This is a genomic window from Chryseobacterium echinoideorum (assembly GCF_007474535.1).
Lineage (GTDB): Bacteria > Bacteroidota > Bacteroidia > Flavobacteriales > Weeksellaceae > Chryseobacterium > Chryseobacterium echinoideorum.
On record NZ_VKNW01000002.1, the window covers coordinates 222,981 to 244,049 of the forward strand.

The 21,069-nt window shown below is 35.9% G+C and carries 12 protein-coding genes; 8 read left to right on the plus strand and 4 right to left on the minus strand.

Going from position 1 to position 21,069, the window contains the following annotated elements; translation table 11 throughout:
• Positions 1-84 precede the first annotated feature (84 nt).
• The 4 genes from FOL89_RS03400 (at position 85) to FOL89_RS03415 (ending at position 6,999) form a co-directional block, all read left to right on the plus strand.
• Positions 85-573 (plus strand): SRPBCC family protein, encoded by a 489-nt coding sequence (locus tag FOL89_RS03400; RefSeq protein ID WP_144281442.1) that lies wholly within the window; start codon positions 85-87, stop codon positions 571-573.
• A gap of 41 nt (positions 574-614) precedes the next feature.
• Positions 615-1,292 carry an RluA family pseudouridine synthase gene (locus FOL89_RS03405; RefSeq protein WP_144281443.1) on the plus strand — a complete coding sequence of 226 codons (678 nt, stop codon included), beginning with the start codon at positions 615-617 and terminating at the stop codon, positions 1,290-1,292.
• Positions 1,293-1,526: 234 nt separating this feature from the next.
• Positions 1,527-4,742, plus strand: a complete 3,216-nt coding sequence (locus FOL89_RS03410) for a fibronectin type III domain-containing protein (RefSeq protein WP_144281444.1) — start codon at positions 1,527-1,529, stop codon at positions 4,740-4,742.
• 208 nt (positions 4,743-4,950) lie between these two features.
• Positions 4,951-6,999: an Ig-like domain-containing protein gene (locus FOL89_RS03415; RefSeq protein ID WP_185146902.1), complete on the plus strand. Its 2,049-nt coding sequence runs from the start codon at positions 4,951-4,953 to the stop codon at positions 6,997-6,999.
• 65 nt (positions 7,000-7,064) lie between these two features.
• Here the strand turns inward: FOL89_RS03415 and FOL89_RS03420 are convergent, their stop codons facing one another.
• Positions 7,065-9,296, minus strand: a complete 2,232-nt coding sequence (locus tag FOL89_RS03420) for an outer membrane beta-barrel protein (protein WP_144281446.1) — start codon at positions 9,294-9,296, stop codon at positions 7,065-7,067.
• 75 nt (positions 9,297-9,371) lie between these two features.
• Positions 9,372-10,208 carry a DUF5694 domain-containing protein gene (locus FOL89_RS03425; protein ID WP_144281447.1) on the minus strand — a complete coding sequence of 279 codons (837 nt, stop codon included), beginning with the start codon at positions 10,206-10,208 and terminating at the stop codon, positions 9,372-9,374.
• Positions 10,209-10,393: 185 nt separating this feature from the next.
• Here FOL89_RS03425 and FOL89_RS03430 point away from each other — a divergent pair, with 185 nt between their 5' ends.
• Entirely contained in the window at positions 10,394-11,410 is a 1,017-nt protein-coding gene (locus FOL89_RS03430) for a sensor histidine kinase (RefSeq protein ID WP_144281448.1), read from the plus strand.
• Positions 11,397-12,080, plus strand: a complete 684-nt coding sequence (locus tag FOL89_RS03435) for a LytR/AlgR family response regulator transcription factor (protein WP_144281449.1) — start codon at positions 11,397-11,399, stop codon at positions 12,078-12,080. Before FOL89_RS03430 ends, FOL89_RS03435 begins: the two co-directional genes overlap by 14 nt.
• 55 nt (positions 12,081-12,135) lie before the next feature.
• On the opposite strand, the gene FOL89_RS03440 is transcribed toward FOL89_RS03435, so the two are convergent.
• Together FOL89_RS03440 and FOL89_RS03445 are read right to left on the minus strand one after the other, a co-directional pair.
• Positions 12,136-14,403 carry an aconitate hydratase gene (locus FOL89_RS03440; protein WP_144281450.1) on the minus strand — a complete coding sequence of 756 codons (2,268 nt, stop codon included), beginning with the start codon at positions 14,401-14,403 and terminating at the stop codon, positions 12,136-12,138.
• Between the two features lie 311 nt (positions 14,404-14,714).
• Complete coding sequence (locus FOL89_RS03445; protein ID WP_144281451.1) at positions 14,715-17,495, minus strand: bifunctional aconitate hydratase 2/2-methylisocitrate dehydratase; 2,781 nt, start codon at positions 17,493-17,495, stop codon at positions 14,715-14,717.
• Positions 17,496-17,807: 312 nt separating this feature from the next.
• Here FOL89_RS03445 and FOL89_RS03450 point away from each other — a divergent pair, with 312 nt between their 5' ends.
• Positions 17,808-18,578 (plus strand): WG repeat-containing protein, encoded by a 771-nt coding sequence (locus tag FOL89_RS03450; protein ID WP_144281452.1) that lies wholly within the window; start codon positions 17,808-17,810, stop codon positions 18,576-18,578.
• 254 nt (positions 18,579-18,832) lie between these two features.
• The gene (locus tag FOL89_RS03455; RefSeq protein ID WP_144281453.1) at positions 18,833-20,935 is read left to right on the plus strand and encodes a TonB-dependent receptor; all 2,103 of its coding nucleotides are present in this window, start codon (positions 18,833-18,835) and stop codon (positions 20,933-20,935) included.
• Positions 20,936-21,069: the final 134 nt, after the last annotated feature.

Here is a 21,069-nt window from a genome sequence, read left to right on the forward strand (position 1 = left end):
AAATATTGATGAATAATCTTAACGCAAATTGTGAAATGCTTGTCTTAAATGGTCAACAGAAATTAATTATTAAAATAAATCAGTATGAATTCAGGAGCTATTTTTACCCCAGATTTTGATTCGAAAAGCGTGTATGTAATGAAGATCTACCAGCAGAATGTTGACACCATCTGGAATCATTTTACGCAATCAGATTTACTTGATTTGTGGTGGGCACCAAAACCATGGAAATGTGAGACTGTAAAACAGGAGTTTTCTGAAAACGGAAGTTGGCTGTATGTCATGATCGGTTCCAATGGCGAAAAACATTTTGCCAAAGCACAATATGGTGAGATTAAAGCTAAGAGAAGTTTTGACTGGACTGATGCCTTTTGCGATGAAAACGGTATCATTAATGAAAAACTTCCTAAAGCAAAATGGCTTTTTGGTTTTACCGGGGTCGAAGAAGGGACGAAGGTTACCATGAATATTCATTTTGATTCGGAAGAAGAAATGAGATCAATCTTGGATATGGGATTTGAAGAAGGCTTCAAAATGGGACTTCTCCAATTAGAAAAAATTCTGCAGAAGTAGTTATCTTTGTAGTGGAAGAAGCAAAATTTTCTTCATTAAAAATGATCGCAGAGCAGATTGTATACGAAGACAACCATCTTTTGGTAATTAATAAAAAAGTCGGACAGCTCGTTCAGGGTGACAAAACAGGCGATGAATCTTTATTGGATTCCATTAAAAATTTCATCAAAAAGAGAGACAATAAGCCGGGAAATGTATTTCTTGGTCTGGTTCACCGTATCGACAGACCAACTTCTGGTTTGGTCATTTATGCTAAAACGTCAAAAGCTTTGTCGCGTTTAACTCAAATGGTCAAAAATCGGGAAATCAAAAAAACATATTGGGCTGTCGTGGCAAAAGAAATGATTCCTCAGAAGCAAAGGCTGATCCATTATCTGAAGAAAAATGAAAAAAATAATAAAGCGATTGTCTTTCCAAAGGCAACTGAGGGTGCAAAAGAAGCAATTCTTACGTACAGTATAATTAAAAATCTAGACCACTATCTTCTTTTGGAAATTGATCTTGAGACCGGAAGGCATCACCAGATCCGGGCTCAGTTGTCAAAAAGCGGTGTTCCGATTAAAGGAGATTTGAAGTATGGTTCACCTCGATCAAATCCTGATGGAGGAATTAACCTGCATGCCAGAAAACTTGAATTCATTCATCCTGTTACCAAAGAAAAAGTTGAAATCACAGCTCCTGTTCCTCAAAATGATGCAGTCTGGAGAGCTTGTGAATAGTAGCAATAAGCCTTAATCTTTCAAAACAATAAGTAACATAAACCAATCCATTTATTAAAGTTTTGGAATATATGGTTAAATGTTAAAATTTCATAGATTGCAAATAAATAGGATAAAAGGTGAATAATTTTATTAATGTCTCATTTTTTGACTAATTAAATTATGGTATTGTTAATTTTAATGTTGTGTGATAAATAATAAATTCATACATTTATCAAAATTTAATCCATATCTATGAAACATTATTACAATTTCTTTACTTATCGAAAAAAAATAAAGAGTCTCCAGAACTCTTTGATTTTATTTGTTCTTTTCTTAATTGCATCATTTCAGTTTTTTTCTGCACAATTGTATCAGGTTGCCGGTACATGTGCCAGTTTAGGAACAACGACTTATGCACTTAACAGCTCTACCAATGCTTCTGCTACTAATAGGATTGCTGTAATATACCCTGCAAGTCAGCTTACGGGAATTGCTAATCAGCAGCTTACTGCTCTGTATCTGAAGAAATACACTTCCACAGATCTCGGCGGAACACCTAATTTGAAAATCTACCTTAAGGAAACATCGAATTTGGATTTTGGTGCAGGTGCAATAGACTGGGCTGCCACAACAGCCGGAGCAACTTTATTGTATGATTCAAATCCTGCAACCGCAACAGCGGGAGCTGCGGGATATAAATCTTTACAGTTTTCTAGTACTTTTATGTATTCCGGAACGAGCAATCTTATGCTTCTAATGGAATATGTAAATACAGGAAACAACACCAGTGTCACCTGGCAATATGAATACAGTACTGGTTGCGTAGATACAGGCAATGATAACACAACAAAATATATCAATACAACCAACGGTACATTGGGGTCATCTTTGTCTTCAAGTAATTACAGGAGACCGGTCATAGGCTTTGATTATACGGTGACTTGTCCTGCGACAAGTGTTCCCACAGTTTCAAATATAGCAACCAATGGAGCTACTGCGACATGGGTTGCAGGCGGATCTGAAAGTAGTTGGGATTATGCCGTTCTGCCATCCTCAGCAGGATTGCCTACTACATGGACCAATACAACAGCTACAACAGTTAATTTATCTTTAAATCCTCAAACAGAATATATATTTTACGTGAGAGCAAATTGCGGAGGAACAAACGGAGAAAGTGTGTGGAAAGCTAGTTTACCTTTTTATACTTTATGTGTACCTGTAGCTACGATGTTTGAGAATTTTGATTCTTACGCTACAGGAAGTATTGTACCTGTTTGCTGGGATAGAATTATTACCACTAATGGAAGTCAGACTATTAGTTCTGCTACTCCGGCATCGGGAACCAGAAATATTTATCAATACAGCACTACTTCTCAAAACCCTACAGCAGTTGTTTTACCAGAATTCAGTAATGTGAGTGCTGGAACTCATTGGTTGAGGTTTAAAGCTAGAATAAGTTCTGCTACAGGAACTTTGAATGTAGGTTATGTTACAGATCCTACAAATGCAAGTACATTTACCCTTATTCAGGCATTGACGATTGCCAATACCGCTTACGATTCTACATCAGAATATACGGTTATAATACCATCAACAGTTCCTGCTAATGCAAGACTAGCGATAATGAATACGCCTGACGGTAAATCTTACTATTGGGATGATGTTTACTGGGAAGCTGTACCTTCTTGTCTTCCTCCTGTATCTCTTACTTCAACAGCTTTAAGCAGTGATTCGGGAAGCATTACATGGCAGGCATCTCCTTCTTCACCTACCAATGGATATGAATACTATTATTCTACATCAAATACAGATCCTACTGCTGCCACTACACCATCTGGAGCTACAGTAGCTGGAGTAAATACGGCTACTATTTCCAACCTTATGCCCAATACGATATATTATGTTTGGGTAAGATCTGTGTGTTCTTCATCAGACAGAAGTATTTGGCGTGCTGTGCCGTCCTTCAAAACCTTGTGTGCTCCGGTAGCTACAATGTTTGAAAATTTTGATTCTTATTCTACAGGAAGTATTGTGCCTGATTGTTGGGACAGAATTATTACTGCAACTGGAAGTCAGTCCATTAGCTCTACTACTCCAGCATCGGGAACCAGAAATATTTATCAATACAGCACTACTGCTCAAAATCCTACAGCAGTTGTTTTACCAGAATTCAGTAATGTTAGTGCTGGAACTCATTGGTTGAGGTTCAAAGCGAGAGTAAGCTCTGCTACAGGAACTTTGAATGTAGGTTATGTTACAGATCCTACAAATGCAAGTACATTTACTCTTATTCAGGCACTAACGATTGCCAATACTGCTTACGATTCTACATCGGAATATACGGTTATAATACCATCAACAGTTCCTGCTAATGCAAGATTGGCAATAATGAATACGCCTGACGGTAAATCTTACTATTGGGATGATATTTACTGGGAAGCTGTGCCAAGCTGTTTTGCCCCTTCTTCAGTGGCAGTATCTGGTATTACTCAAAATGATGCCTTGGTAAGCTGGGCTGCGCCTGCTACAGCGCCTGCCAATGGTTATGAAATTTATTATTCAAGTTCCAGTACGCCGCCTACATCTTCCACAGTGCCTAGCTTAACAGGAATTACAGGCCTATCTGCTAATATAGGACCTTTGCAGGCATCAACCAACTATTATGTTTGGGTAAGATCTGTGTGTTCTTCATCAGATAAAAGTAACTGGTCTGCTGAAGTAAGTTTTACAACACTTTGTGGAGCAATTACAGGTGCTTATTTTGAAGATTTTGAAGGTTATCCTGGAGTTTCCAATGGTAGTACGGGTGGAGTATTGCCAAATTGCTGGACTAACCTTGGAACAGCCAACGGAGGTCATATCTCTAACAGTACTACAATTAGTGGAAACAATACTTTGTATTTATGGACTTCAGGAGCTCGTATTGCTTTCGTTGCATTGCCGGCAATGAGTACGTTGCAATCTGGCGATTACAGACTAAAATTTGATGCAAAAGCTTCTGTAACTGCAGGAGGTATTCTTGAAATCGGATATTTAGATACGGCTAATGCTTTCGTAATATTGACAACATTCAGTGTTAGTGCAGTTAATACTACGTTTCCTTTTTCTTTTGACATCCCTGTTCTCCCTGCCGGAGTTACGCAGTTGGCAATTAAGAATCCCGGAACTCCTGCCAACAGTTTATCAATAGATAATGTCTCTTATGAACTTAAAACATTATCTACATCTGAAACTGTAGTGAAAAATACTATTAAAGTGTATCCTAACCCGTTCACGGATATTGTGAATATTGATAAGCCAGAGTTGGTAAATTCAATTCAAATAATTGATTTGTCTGGTAAGCTGGTAAGAAATAATATGAAAGCAGAATCTGTTTTAAGATTAAATGATCTTTCTCAGGGAATGTACATTTTGATTCTTGAAATGAAAGACGGGTCACGACAATCCATAAAAATAATTAAAAAATAGTTTTTTTAATTTGATATTTTACAAAAAAGGTTTCAGAAATGAAACCTTTTTTATTTATAATTTAATGAAAAGTGTTATTTATAATAAATTTTTTAAAATACAATGTATTTAGCTATTAAATGTTTATATTTAATAATTATTTAATCCATAATCTATGAAAAAAATCTATCGGTTTTTCTTTTGCGAAAGAAAAAAAATTTTGAACGTCATGACAGCTCTTATACTGTCATTTATATTGAGTTATGAAAGTCTATATGCACAAGTGAGTGCATATAGTTTTAGTCAGTCATCCGGAACCTTTACTGCAATATCCGGTGGCACCGTTTTGGGATCAGCAACGGGTAATACTACTTCTACTAATCTTGGAAGTGGTATTTTTCCTGTTACTCTGCCTTTTAATTTTAATTTCAATGGTATTTCTCACAATTCCATCAACGTCTCTGCTAATGGTTTTATATCATTTGGATCTGTTGCACCAACTACGGGTTACTCTTCTCCTATTTCTGGAACCACAGCTTATGATGGAGCTGTAGCTGCTTGGGGAAGAAGTATAAGCAGTTTTTTTGATGTAAATGGAAGAACAGGAAATATTTCTTGGGCAACAGAAGGGACTGCTCCTAATCGGGAAGTAGTTATTCAATGGTCTAATTTTAGGACTAATTCTGCGACAGCAGTTACAAGTGTTTATTCATTCTCATTTCAAATACGTCTTCAGGAAACATCAAATATTGTAAAGGTGGTATACGATTCAGGAAGTTTTCTGATTGGAAGTACTGCTGTTTCAGGATCCGCACAGGTGGGGCTAAGAGGCAGTTCTAATTCTGATTTTAACAACAGATTAAACAGTACAGCAACAGAGTTTTTTAATTCTGGAGCGGGAACGGCAAACAACAGTGGTCAGGCGTTTAATACTTCAAATTCTGTTCCCGGAATGCCACCTTCGGGACTTACCTATACCTGGATTCCGCCTACCTGCTATATTCCTGTAGGATTTTCGGTAGTTTCTACCTCTACAAATACAGCTGATCTGGCATGGTCTGTTTCTCCATCATCACCTAATACATATGATATATATTACAGTACAAGTAATACACCGCCCACATCATCTACGGCACCAACGATTCCAAATATATCGGGAACAAGTTATCAAATAACAGGGCTAGCCCCTTTAACTACTTATTATGTTTGGATAAGATCAAACTGTGGATCTGGTAATACAAGTGTATGGTATCCTGAAACTGTATTTTTTACAACAACATGTCTTCCTCCCAATGTGCATAGCTCTACGGGAGCAACAGTTTGTCCCAATCAGACAGCAACACTTTCTGCAACAGCTAATGCCGGCATCAATTTAAACTGGTATGATGCTCAGACCGGCGGAAATTTGCTTACCACCGGGAATACTTTTACCACACCAGTATTGACAAATACGACCAATTATTATGTAAGCGCATCATCTGGAAGCAGTGGTATTCAGACGGGAAAAGCAACTTATAATCCCTCGCCTTCTAGCGGTGCGGGAACTACAAATTTTGGTCTTGTATTTGATGCTTTAGGATTTTTTATCCTTGAGAGCGTTACAGTTTATCCGGTGAGTGCAAGCGGTGCTTCTGGCACACTTACAATTGATGTAATCAATTCAAATGGAGTTGTTGTGAATACAAAGACGGTGAATGTTACGGGTGCGCCAACGAGTGCCCCTGTTGCACAGGTGATTACTCTTGATTTTCCTATATTTCCGGGCTCGAATTACAAAATCCGCCCGGGTAGTTATACGGGTATTTCTGGTTTATTGTTTGATCCTTCTGCAAATGCACCGGCAGGAAATTATGGTTATCCATATACTGTACAAAATTTAGTAACAATTCAAACCAGTACATTGACTGCAGCACCTACAAACACGGCAAGAAATGATTTGTACTATTATTTTTACGACTGGAAAATAGGAACTAAATGCGAGTCTCCAAGAACAATGGTTACAGCGACGGTAGATTCTGCAGGCTGTCTTTCAACATCAGAAACGGCTAAGAAAGATGTCATTGCTGTATATCCTAATCCTTTTACAGATGTTGTAAATATAGACAGACCGGAATTGGTAAATTCAATACAGATAACTGATTTGTCCGGCAAACTTATAAGAAATAATATGAAAGCAGAATCTGTTTTAAGATTAAATGATCTTTCTCAGGGAATGTATATTTTAATTCTTAAAATGAAAAATGGGTCAAGACAATCCATAAAAGTAATCAAAAAATAACAGAATAAACAAAATTAAACAGGCTCTCAGGAAACTGGGAGCCTATTTTGTATATATTAAGATATCTATTGTCCAGACTGTAATATTCCGTTACTTTCCTCCTTTTTGCTGTTTAATATATTAGCATCTTCTTTGGCAAGTTTATTTTTTGTAGGAATTTTATAGTTGAGCGACAATCCAAAATTCCGGCTGTCGTATTTTGTTCTGAGAAAAACATTATTTCCTCCGTCCGGATTATTGGTTCTGATCTGCATAATTTGCCCGTTCAGAATGTCATTTCCAAATACAGAAACCGTTAAGCGGTTATCCAGAAATTTTTTTGATAACGTAATATCTAAAGAGTTATTGAAAGGCTTTTCTGCCGTGAAATAAAAATATCCTGCTCTAGGTGTTAGATAGCTGTAATTAGCAGTCATTTTAATGTCTTTTGGTAAAAGAATCTGGGTCATCACATTGAAAATCCAGAAACCGTTATTCTTGAGATTATTAATGTCATGTTTCTGATAGCCTGCATACAAATACATAAAATTGATTTTGTCCGGATTAAAATCAAACTTCATGATTTCACTCAGCGGCTTGGTAAAAATCATAAACGGAATAGGTAATCCAACATTGAAATTGTGGATTTTCATTTCCGAAATATTTACCTGCTCGTTAAAGATATTTTTTCCTTCTCTGCGGATGATCTGTGCTACCTGATTTTTAGCATTACTTACGCTGTAACCTATAAAAGCATAATCAAAAGCCGAAATTTTCAATTCAAAATTATCAAAAATAGTAGGCTGAAGGAAGGGGTTTCCGTTTACTTGGGTATTCGGTCCCTGAAACGTACTATTGTTTGGGTTTAATGCGGAAATACTCGGCAGATTAATTTTTTTATTATAATTAGCCAGTGCATATACCTGATTCATCACATTATACTGTACACTTGCATTAGGAAAAAGCTTGAATTTGTTGAACGGAATTAAATTATCTTCTATAATAGTATTTCCATCTTCAATTCTGGTAATACCGGAAATGTCATAATTTTCTGCCCTTGCGCCGGCAATAAAATCAAATTTCTTATATTTTGCCTGAAATTCCAGGTATGTTGAAGCTGTTTGCCTTTGATATTCCAGATTGGTTAATTCTTTACTTTCTGTATCAAAATTTTGTTTTTCATACAAACCGCCCATACTTACTTTTCCTTCATCAAGTATTTTTAAAGGCTGCGAATAATCTATTTTGAAATTAGCAATTCTCATATCTGAGCTGTTTTCCAAAACATTTCCGGCAGTAAAATTAAATGGTTCTCCAATCGGTGAATCTGTGAAAATTCCTTTCCTGAAAATATTATTCTGACCAAACTTACTGTCTGATTTGGTATAACCAAACTGAAAGTCGAGTTTTTTATTTTTATCGTCTGAAAAACGTTTTTGGTATGTTGCTACAGCTTCCTGTCTAAGATTATTGGTCTTTGCCGCATCAAAAGCATCAAAATCAATTTCTCTGAAAAGATCAGGATTTTGTGATACTAAAATATCTGCAAAACCATTACTTGCAGTATAATTACTGTTTTTGTTGTGGTAAATATCGTAGTTAAGTAATAATCTGTCTTCACCCAGATCAAATGTCACTCCGGATTTTGCAAAATATCCTCTTCCGATTCTGTCGGTATTTGCAAACATTAAGTTATCCTGGTTAGAATTGAGCATGCTTTCACGGTAGTTTTGCCCAACACTCAGCTGCCACCCGAAAAGTTTATTTCTTGCATTCAGATTCAGGGAATTGCTTGTTCTACTTCTGAATTTATCATAATTTGAAAAATTGTAGTTTCCGGAATAGGTAGCAGAAAGATATTTATTGGCATTCTTGTTTGTGATAATATTCATGATGGCACCTCCTGAAGTGGCAGGAAATTCTGCTCCGGGCTGGGTAATGACTTCAATTTTTTCAACGGAATTGGCGGGCATTCCTTCAAGAAAAGAATTGAGCTCGTTGCTTGAGATATTCAGTGGGCGACCATTGAGATATACATCAAGAATTTTTCCCTGATACATCATTCCGGCAATATCTGTAGAAACCAGTCCCGGAAGTTTTTTTATTCCTTCCAGAACATTTCCGTTGTTGAGGTGCGGCTGCTCGGAAAAATCGAAAATTGTACGATCTGCTTTTTGTTCAACGGCTTTTTTAGTTTTGGTGATGACAACGCCTTCGATATCCTTTTCTTTTACTTTGGAATTTGTATTGTCTTTGGTGTCCTGTGCAAAATAAACTACAGAACTTAAAATAGAAATAGCAAATATGGTTTTCTTCATTGCGTGAGTAAGTATACCTTGTTAGACGACGAAAAATCTTTTTTGTTACAGAATATGGAGAATAAAAAAGAGGTTCTATTTTAGATATTTAAAAGTTTCCTCCAGCTTATACTTGGGACTTCTTTTAAGAAAATCATTGAAAAATGCAGTATGAGTTCCTCCCATCAGTATAAATATTCGGTCATTTTTGTCAACAGGGATCTGATTCAGATTAGAAAACATCACAAGATTACGATGATAGAATTTTGAAGCTTCATCGGCGCCTTCAGATTTTCCTCTAGTGGAAACATACGTGAGAATATCTGCATTGATGTTGATGAGGCTTTCAAGATATTGAGGATGATTGTTTAGTTTAAATAATTCATAAAAAGATATTCCTTGTTCAGGATTTATTTTTTCGTTTTCGTCTAATAGTTTCCAGTATTCTGCTGTAGTTTTTTTATCAACTTTATCAGGAACAAAATATTCGATTCTATAGTTGTAGCTTTCCTTATAATCAATTCCATAAATTTTTTTTGCCCCGCTTAATCTGCCCACCTCATACGCTAAAAGTTCTATTTCATCAGGATTTTCAAATATTAACTTTGGGTTTTGAACGTATTGTTGATAATTTATATTTCTTATACTATCATTCTTAGGCAGATTTTCAATGATAATTATAGTTGGCTTGAACTCAGCTAAAAGTCTTGCAACTTTTTTTACTTCATTTTGGTTTTGAATATTGTGTTCGTCAAATACCGTACTTACTGCATCTGAAGTTTGCCCCATGTGAAAAGTAGCAATATTCAGAACAGGAACGGCATCGTCAAATTTTGTTTTATAAATACTAGTTTTATCGTAAGATTTTTTTTGTGCAAAAAATTTTCCGGCTAATAAAGTTAACAGTAAAATAAGGAGTTGTTTGAAGTTCATTTTTTTATTTTTTTATTGTTGAACTCAAAATTAGCGGTTGATGAAATTTTATAAAACAGCGTTTAGATAAACGGTAATCTAACTCTGCTTAAATCCATTTCATCTGAAATATAAGTATGTTTGTCGAAAAATAGTTTCCCGGTATTGTTGATACTTATAATTTTACAACCTGAGATAAAAAGAACATGAAAGTTAATAAATTTGTTTATCTGCATATCTTTTTCTGGCTGATTTACCTCGTTGGCTCAATTATAATTCCGGCAATTGCCTATGGTTTAGAGTCTGTTCTTCTGGATGTTACCTTCTTTTTGGCAAGCTTTATCTGTTTTTACGTTAATTATTTTTTTATCGTTCCTGCATTTTTTAATGCAGATAAAATCTATCGCTCGATCTTTGCTTTTTTTATCAGTGTAAGCTGTTTTGTGGCAGTACGCTATTTTATTGAGCAGTTAGCATTTCCTTTTCTTTTTAATATCATTAATTATCCAAAAGGGACTAATTTTTTTTATTATTTTTTTGATAATGTTTTTTACAGCAGCACTACCATTTTTATCAGTACGGCGTTCTGGTTCTTTAAATATTTCATTCAAACAGAAAAAGAAAAAACCAAATTGATTGAAGCGAGGAAAAATGCCGAATTACAAGCCTTAAAAACACAGATTAATCCTCATTTTATCTTTAATTCTTTGAATAATATTTACTCATTAGTGTATCAAAACTCAGACAAATCTTTACCCGCAATTGAGGAATTGGGACGTTTATTAAGGTACAGCACTAAGGATCTGGAAAAAGACTGGATCAGTCTGGATAAAGAAATTGGCTATCTCGACAGTTTGATTGAGCTGGAAAAGCTGAGGCTTAAAAATCCCGAATTATTGGTCATTGAAAAAAATATCAATCATCCAAAATTGAATATTTCGCCGATGATCCTGATTCCTTTTGTTGAAAATGCTTTTAAACATGGAGATTTTAGAGAAAAAGGATTTAATATGAAAATTTCAGATGAAAATAAAATTCTGCATTTTTACCTTATGAATTTTAAAAAAAAGCAATTGAAAGACTCTGCTTCAGGTATCGGAATTGAAAATGTCAGAAAAAGACTTGAGATTTTGTATACTAAACAATATGAATTGAATATTCTGGAAACTGAAACTGATTTTACGGTTGACTTGAAAATTAATTTAAAAAATGAATACCATTAAATGCATTATTGTAGATGATGAGCCATTGGCGGTTTCGTTGCTGGAAAGTTACGTGCAGAAAGTGCCTTTTTTAGAACTGGTTTTTTCTGCTGAAAATCCGATTGAGGCTTTAGAGTATATTCAGAATCATCAATCTGATCTGGTTTTTCTGGATATTCAGATGCCGGAACTTACAGGAATCAATTTTATGAAAATACTGGGAGATCAACAAAAATATATTTTAACGACAGCTTATTCAGAATATGCTTTGGAAGGGTATGATCATAATGTTGTAGATTATCTTTTGAAACCGATTTCTTTTGAAAGATTTTCGAAAAGTGTATTGAAAGCTCATGAACGATTTTCGATTAATGAAAATAAAGAGGAATTTTATTTTTTTGTAAAATCTTCAGGACAGCAGCATAAAATTATTTTCGAAGATATTCTGTATGTGGAGAGTATAAAAGATTACGTAAACATCAAAACTGAAACTCAGGAATATATTATTTTGGATACACTGAAATCTATGGAACTTCAGCTTCCGGAACATTTTGTGAGAATTCATAAATCTTTTATTATTAACCTGAATCATATTAAAAGCTTACGTACAAGAAAAGTCACCTTAATATCCGAGCATGAAATCCCAATAGGCGAGAGTTATAGAATGAATTTTCTGAATAAAATAAAATAAAAGCAGCTTCCGGAGAAGCTGCTTTCTTATGGTTAATACCAACCTGAAAATTTAATTAATTTTCCTGTTGTTTGATTAGATTCAGGGCAGATCCTGCTTTGAACCACTCAATCTGCTGATTGTTGTAGGTATGGTTTGCTATAACGATGTCTTTAGTTCCGTCTGTATGAATAAACTCTAAAGTTAGTTGTTTTCCCGGAGCAAAGTCCTCGAGATCAAGGAAGTTTACAATATCGTCTTCCTGGATTTTGTCATAATCTGATTCATTATCAAATGTTAATCCAAGCATACCTTGTTTTTTAAGGTTGGTTTCATGGATTCTTGCAAAAGATTTTACCAAAACAGCTTTTACGCCCAAATGTCTTGGTTCCATCGCAGCGTGCTCTCTGGAAGAACCTTCACCGTAATTTTGGTCTCCAACAACAATAGACGGGATCCCTGCAGCTTTGTAAGCTCTTTGTACAGCAGGAACTTCACCATAAGAACCATCTAGCTGGTTCTTAACCTTGTTGGTTTCCATATTATATGCATTTACAGCTCCGATCAGCATATTATTTGAAATGTTATCCAAATGACCTCTATATTTCAGCCATGGTCCCGCCATAGAAATATGGTCGGTTGTACATTTTCCGAAAGCTTTAATCAAAACTCTTGCACCGGTAATATTTTGACCATCCCAAGCCGGAAATTCTTCTAACAGCTGAAGCCTGTCAGAATTAGGATCTACTGCGACCTCAACTTTAGAGCCATCTTCTGACGGAGCCTGATAACCGTTATCTTCCACGGCAAACCCTCTGGCTGGTAATTCAGAACCTTTTGGTTCGTTTAATTTTATCTGTTCACCCGCTTCGTTAGTCAAAGTATCTGTGATAGGGTTAAAATCCAGTCTACCTGAAATTGCAACAGCAGCCACCATTTCTGGTGAAGCTACGAAAGCGTGGGTATTAGGATTTCCATCTGCTCTCTTAGCAAAGTTTCTGTTAAAAGAATGAATGATGGAGTTCTTTTCACCTTTCTCAGCACCTTCTCTGTCCCATTGTCCGATACAAGGTCCACAAGCATTGGTAAAAATTCTTGCATTTTCAAACTTTCTGAATGAGTCTAAGAATCCGTCTCTTTCTGCAGTAAATTTTACCTGCTCAGAACCAGGATTTATTCCCAAGATAGCTTTAGGTTTTACTCCTTTTGCAACTGCATCTTCTACAATAGAAGCTGCTCTGGATAAATCTTCATAAGATGAATTGGTACAAGAACCAATTAAAGCCCATTCTACTTCAATAGGCCATCCGTTGGCTTCAGCTTTTGCTTTGAATTCGGCTACTGGAGTTGCCAAATCCGGTGTAAAAGGACCATTAAGATGAGGAGTTAATTTAGAAAGGTTAATTTCAATCAGCTGATCAAAATATTGTTCAGGATTTGCGTATACTTCAGGATCGCCAGTCAGATGCTCTGCAATCTGATCTGCCGCATCAACAATGTCCTGTCTTCCGGTTGCTGCCAAATATCTTCTCATGGAATCATCATATCCGAAAGTAGAAGTGGTAGCTCCTATTTCAGCACCCATGTTACAGATCGTCCCTTTTCCGGTTGCCGAAAGAGATTCTGCTCCTTCACCGAAATATTCTACGATGCAGCCTGTTCCTCCTTTTACGGTAAGAATTCCTGCCACTTTTAGAATAACATCTTTTGCGGAAGTCCATCCGTTCATTTTACCGGTTAGTTTTACTCCGATCAATTTAGGCATTTTCAGTTCCCATGGCATTCCTGCCATTACATCAACTGCATCTGCACCGCCGACTCCGATGGCAACCATTCCCAATCCACCTGCATTTACGGTATGAGAGTCAGTTCCGATCATCATTCCGCCCGGAAATGCATAATTTTCAAGAACAACCTGATGAATGATTCCTGCTCCCGGTTTCCAGAAACCAATTCCGTATTTGTCACAAACTGAACTTAAAAAATTGAAAACTTCTGAATTTTTGTTGATGCCTTCCTGCAAATCTGCTTCTGCGCCAACTCTTGCCTGAATAAGGTGATCTGCATGAGCTGTAGAAGGAACTGCAACTTTAGCTTTACCAGCCTGCATAAACTGTAAAAGAGCCATTTGTGCCGTAGCATCCTGCATCGCCACTCTATCCGGAGCGAAATCTACATAAGAATTTCCTCTTTCATGTTCTTCGGTGGCACTGCCTTCCCAAAGATGGGTGTAAAGAATTTTTTCTGAAAGTGTCAATGGCTTTCCTGTAATTTGTCTTGCTGCTGCAATTCTTTCAGGGTAGCGTTCGTACACTTTTCTGATCATGTCAATGTCGAAAGTCATATCTGTTGTAATTTTTCTCTTTAATTAAATTCTGCTGTAGGTTTTATAAACAAAAACAGAAATTCTCGTCATTATTCATCAAATTCCGTTCCTCAGGAATAAAATATTGATAAATATAATGAATGACAAAGATTATTTATAGTGATCAAGTTAAGGAAAAATAAAATTTTAGTCGTTGATTTACATCAAAATAATTAATATTATTGTTAAATAGAAATGTTCTAAACAAGAAAAAACAAAAGATTCTAATCCTTAGACTAAAATCTTTTTGTTTTTAATGAAAAGTCTTTTTGACCTTAACTCAAAATTTATTAATGACCAACAGCTACCAATTCTTTGATTGGAGGCACAAATGTAGTCAGGTTAATTCCTTCTACAGCAGCCTTATATTCTTCGATATTAGGAATTCTTCCCATAATAGCAGATAATACGACTACCGGAGTTGATGCCAATAGAGATTCTCCTTTTTTACGCTCTGAATCTTCTACGACTCTTCCCTGGAAAAGACGGGTAGAAGTTGCTAAAACTGTATCTCCTTTTGCCGCTTTTTCCTGATTCCCCATACAAAGGTTACAACCTGGTCTTTCAAGATACATCATGTTTTTATATTCCACACGTGCTTCACCTTTTGGAGCGGTGTCGTCAAACTCAAAACCGGAATATTTTTCCAAAAATTCCCAGTCGCCCTCTGCTTTTAATTCATCAATAATGTTATAAGTTGGAGCGGCAACAACAAGAGGAGCTTTAAACTCAACAGTTCCGTTTTGTTTTTCAATATTTTTAAGCATTTGAGAAACAATTTTCAAGTCTCCTTTGTGAACCATGCAAGAGCCTACGAAACCAAGATCAACTTTTTTCTCACCTCCGTAATAAGTAAGATCTCTTATGGTGTCGTGAGTATATCTTTTAGAAACATCTTCATTGTTTACATCCGGATCAGCAATCATTGGCTCTGCAATCGCATCAAGATCTACAACGACTTCAGCGTAATATTTTGCATTAGCATCCGGAGTCAATGCTGGTTTTTCACCAGATTTAATTTCAGTAATTCTCTTATTTGCTTTGTTGATTAATCCCTGAAGCACCTGATTATGATTGTCCATTCCTTTATCAATCATGATCTGGATTCTGGATTTTGCAATTTCTAAAGATTCTATCAAAGTATCATCCTGAGAAATACAGATAGATGCCTTAGCTTTCATTTCGGCAGTCCAGTCTGTAAATGTAAATGCCTGATCTGCAGGAAGGGTACCGATGTGAACTTCAATAATTCTGCCTTGGAAAACATTTTCTCCACCAAATTGTTTCAGCATTTGAGCCTGAGTTGCATGAACAACATCACGGAAATCCATGTGTTCTTTCATATCGCCTTTGAAGGTAACTTTTACGGACTCAGGAATTGGCATTGATGCTTCACCTGTTGCTAATGCCAAAGCTACCGTTCCGGAATCAGCTCCGAAAGCAACTCCTTTAGACATTCTCGTGTGAGAGTCACCACCGATGATGATTGCCCACTCGTCTATGGTAATATCATTCAGAACTTTGTGGATAACGTCTGTCATTGCATGATATTCACCTTTCGGGTCACGAGCGGTAATCAAACCGAAATCGTTCATAAATTTCATTAGCTTAGGAATATTTGCCTGAGCTTTTTTGTCCCAAACTGAAGCCGTGTGACAGCCCGACTGATAAGCTCCGTCAACAATTGGAGAAATAACAGTTGCTGCCATTGATTCTAACTCCTGCGCTGTCATCAAACCTGTAGTATCTTGAGAACCAACAATGTTAACCTCTACACGTACATCAGAACCAGCATGTAAAACTTTCCCGGGAGCTAAGCCAACTGCATTTCTGTTGAAGATTTTTTCTACTGCAGTAAGACCCTGTCCTTCGATAGAAACTTCTTTTGAAGGAGCAAAAACCATCGGGATTTCAACGCCTAAAATTTGTGCTGCAATAGTCTGGATTTTTTTACCGAAAACAATTGCATAAGAGCCTCCCGCTTTGATAAATTCCATTTTTTGGGGAGTGAAAGATTTACTAAGATCAATCAGTTCTATGTCTCCGTTATATAATTTTTTCTTTTTTGTATTGATGGTCAATACAGTTCCTGTTGCTACTGAGTAAGCCTGCTCAAGAACAACCTCACCGTTTTCGTTTCGTACAGGATCTCTGTTTTCATCTACTTTTTTTACCCAGTTTTTAAGGTCAATACCAATTCCTCCTGTTACATCCACCGTTGTAAGGAAGATGGGTGAAATACCGTTTGTTCCGCCAACAATAGGCGCAATATTAACAAATGGAATATACGGACTTGCAGGTTTTCCTGTCCACAGAGCCACATTGTTTACTCCTGACATTCTGGATGAACCCACCCCCATGGTTCCTTTTTCTGCAATCAGCATTACACTTGCATCAGGATGCTGAGCCTGCAAAGCTTTGATTTCTGCCTGAGCTTCAGGAGTGATCATGCATTTACCATGCAGCTCTCGGTCTGATCTGGAGTGTGCCTGGTTTCCCGGAGATAATAAATCTGTAGAGATGTCTCCTTCACCGGCAATAAAAGTAACTACTTTAATTTCTTCCGGAACTTCGGGTAGTTTGGTGAAAAATTCTGCTTTTACGTAGCTTTCCAGAATATCTCTGGCGATTGGATTATTATTTTTAAAAGCTTCTCTTAAACGATCTGTGTCTGCATCATAAAGAAAAACCTGTGTTTTAAGAACTTCAGCTGCCTGTTTTGCAATTTCTTCATTATGTCCTAATGCGAGATCAAGCAAGACCTCAATAGAAGGACCGCCTTTCATATGAGATAAAAGTTCAAAAGCAAAAGCAGGGGTAATCTCTTCTATAATAGATTCTCCAAGAATAATTTCTTTTAAAAATTTCGCTTTAGCACCGGCTGCACTTGTTGTCCCGGGTAAAATGTTATAAATAAAAAAATTAAGCGACTCAGCTCTGTTTTCGTTTGTCTGATCTTTAATCTGTGTAATAATTTCGCTTAATAGTTCAGCACTGTCAATTGGTTTCGGATGCAGTCCCTGAATTTTTCTTTCTTCAATCTCCTGGAGATAATCCTGATAAATACTCATATTCTCTTTTCTTTTTTATAAATCAGATAATGCTTTATAGTTATTAAATACATTATCTACATTTTTAAATAAACAAGAATGTTTTCTGCAGAATCAAGTAAAAGTTATTTTCTGCTAAAAATTCTTTGCGACAGTGTTTCAGAATGCTTTTTTGATTGTTCTTTGATCAATAATTTATTCTGATGTTCACTATAACCAGATATTTAAAAATGATCCCAAAATTACGAAAAATTAGAATTTTGTAAGAATTAAATTATTTAGATTGTTTATAAATATGAAATTTTTATTTTATATTTTTGGCAAAAAATAATAATGAAGGTGGTGAAAAAAATTAAAATTTTAGTTCTCGTTTTGTTTTCGGCAATAGCTTTTTGTCAAGGGAAGCAACCTAAGAAAAAGATAATAAGAAAGGCAAACGGACATCATAACACAGTGGCTTCAGTCAAAAAAAACATTAGTCTTCCTGTTGTAAATGAAAATATTCCATTATTAATTCCCAAAAAGATAAACGGAAAGTTTGGGTTTGTCAATCAAAAAGGGAAATTTGTAATTGCTCCTGAGTATGATCTTGTCATGTTTTTTGGGGAAGACTGCAATCTTTTAAACTCATCAAACGAAAAGATAAAACACTTTGGCAACAATCTTTATGCAACTGTAGAGAAAAACGGGGTTGCTTTCAGGATCAATAACGCCGGAAAACGTGTTTATCAGTACAGGAATGATGATTTAGGCAGATGTAAATCAGGGATGAACAAAGCTTTATTTCATGCTTATATTCTCAATGGAAAATATGGTGTCATTGAAGATGCTAAATTTAAAAACCCTTCAGATCATTCTCAATTTACTATTTTTCCGAAATATCAATATTTATATGTTCTGGAAGGAGATGATATCGCAAACCCTATGATTATTGCAACCCATAATGATAAATTTGGAGTGATTGATGTAGACAATAAAATTGTAATTCCGTTTGAATATTCAGATATAAAAAGAAATTACAGCTGGAAACTGGGCAAAATGTTTGAAGTAACCAAAGACGATAAAAATTATTATTTCATTGATTCGTACAACCGGTCATACTGATAAAAAAATTATTTTAATTTAATGATAAAAAGTTGTACTTTTGCCGCTGAAATAAAGGGGTGCTCCTGTCGGGGCTGAGATTATACCCAATGAACCTGGAACAGATAATGCTGTTTAGGGAACTTTGTAAGTGTACCAATCTATTAATGTATCAGTTTATCAATGTTTCGGCATTGCTGCATTGTTAGATTTTTAAATTGCTACATTTTTTTAATCGCCCCTTTTATTCCATTAAATTTTAAAAATTTATAAGAATGAAAGGATTATTTTTTTTAGGGCTTACCGCAGGCTCACTGAGTTTTTTACAGGCTCAGAATTCAGACTCTCTTACGATAAGAGAAATCGAAACCGTCAGTTTTACTAAAAGACTACCCGTTGCAAAAGAGATTATCAATGTTCAGAAAGATTTGGACAGCAGAAATCTGGGGCAGGATCTGCCGATTCTTCTCAAAAATCAGACTTCCATTATTTCAACATCAGATGCAGGAAATGGAGTAGGGTATACCGGTTTCAGGATTCGTGGTGTGGCAGGAAGAGGGATAAATGTTATGATGAATGGCGTTCCGTTTAATGATTCCGAAAGTCAGGGATCTTTTTTTGTGAATGTTCCGGATCTTACCAGCTCAGCTTCGCAGATCGTCATTCAGCGGGGGGTAGGAACCTCCAATAATGGAGTTTCCGCATTTGGAGCCAGCATCAATGTAATTTCAAAGGAACCGGAAGAAAAGTTTTATTTTAAAACGGATGACAGCTACGGTTCTTTTAATACCTACAAATATTCAGCGGAAATAGGCTCCGGGAAATTCTGGAAAGACCGTTTATCGGTTATGGGAAGATATTCTCATATTCATTCTGACGGGTATATCGACAGAGCATTTTCAGATCTGCATTCGTACAACTTTACCGCTTTATTTGAGGAAGGAAAAACTAAACTTCGTCTGATGGCATTTGGAGGGAAGGAAAAAACGTATCAGGCTTGGAACGGAGTCGACAGAAAGACATGGGAAGCCAATCCGAGATATAATTTTTCTGGAGCAATTTATGATGCAAACTGGGAAAACATTATAGGATTTTATGATAATGAAACAGATAATTACAGACAAAATCATTATCAGCTTTTATGGGAACAGGGACTGAACGAACGATGGAATCTTGAAACAACACTTCATTATACCAAAGGAAGAGGCTATTATGAAAATTACAAACAGGGAGATCCTTATGCAAGATATAATCTGCCTGATATTAACGGCGAAGAATATTCAGATTTTATCAGAAAAAAATGGCTGAATAATGATTTTTATGGTGTAGTATCTACCTTGTACGGAAAATTTGATAATCTGGATCTGAATTTTGGTGTTGTTGGAAATCAATACTACGGAAGGCATTACGGAAATGTGAGAGATGTTTTCGTTTCTCAGATAGAGCAGCATGAGTACTACCGAAACCGTTCGGTGAAGAATGAAGTTGCCGGATTTGCTAAGGCTTTAGTGAAAATCAATGATTTTGAACTTTTTGGAGATCTACAGCTTAGGAATATTGATTATGATACCAAAATTCTTTTGCAGGGTGACGGCGAAGGTGCAGATTTGAAAAGAAACTGGCTTTTCTTTAATCCCAAAGCCGGAGTAAATTACAGATTAAATAATGGGAAAGTGTTTCTTTCTTATGCTCATGCACAGCGCGAACCCAATCGTGATGACCTCTTTTCCAATAATGACGTGAAAGCTGAGAAACTTCACGATTTTGAAGCCGGAATTGAAAAGCGTTTCGGGGTGGTTGAATTAACTGCCAATCTTTATTATATGTATTATATTAATCAGCTGGTGTTAAACGGGCAGATTAGTAGTATCGGAGAATTCATCAGAACCAATTCAGGAAAAAGCTACCGAAGAGGAATTGAGGTTGGAGCTTTGGCAAAATTAGGAAAGCAATGGGAGATATCCGGTAATGTAAGTTTAAGTCAGAACAGAAACTTGGAGTTCCGTATAGAAAATGAAAACGGAATAAATAATTTAGGAAATACAGAGATCTCGTTTTCTCCCAATGTTATTACCAATCTAAGTCTGAAATATAATCCGACTAAAAATTTCCAGTTTGCACTGATCAATCAATATGTAGGAAAACAATATCTTGATAATACAGAAACTGCTGATTTACAATTGAAAGACTACCTTCTTACTGATTTTAATGCACAATATCAGTTTAAGATCAATAAGCATGATGTTGCGTTGAAACTTTTGGTTAACAATATTTTTGATCAGAAGTATGTAAACAATGGTTATGTGTATGATGGACCAATTTACTTTGCTCAGGCAGGAATCAATTTCATGTTTGGAATCAGCTGGAAAATTCAATAACCAAATCGACACCATTTCACTACCTATATTATAAGTTAGTTACATTAATTTTTTTTAAAGACTGTTGAGGCAGTCTTTTTTTTGTTTAATAAGTTTAAAGCTATTGATTGAAATTATATGTTTTTCAGATCATT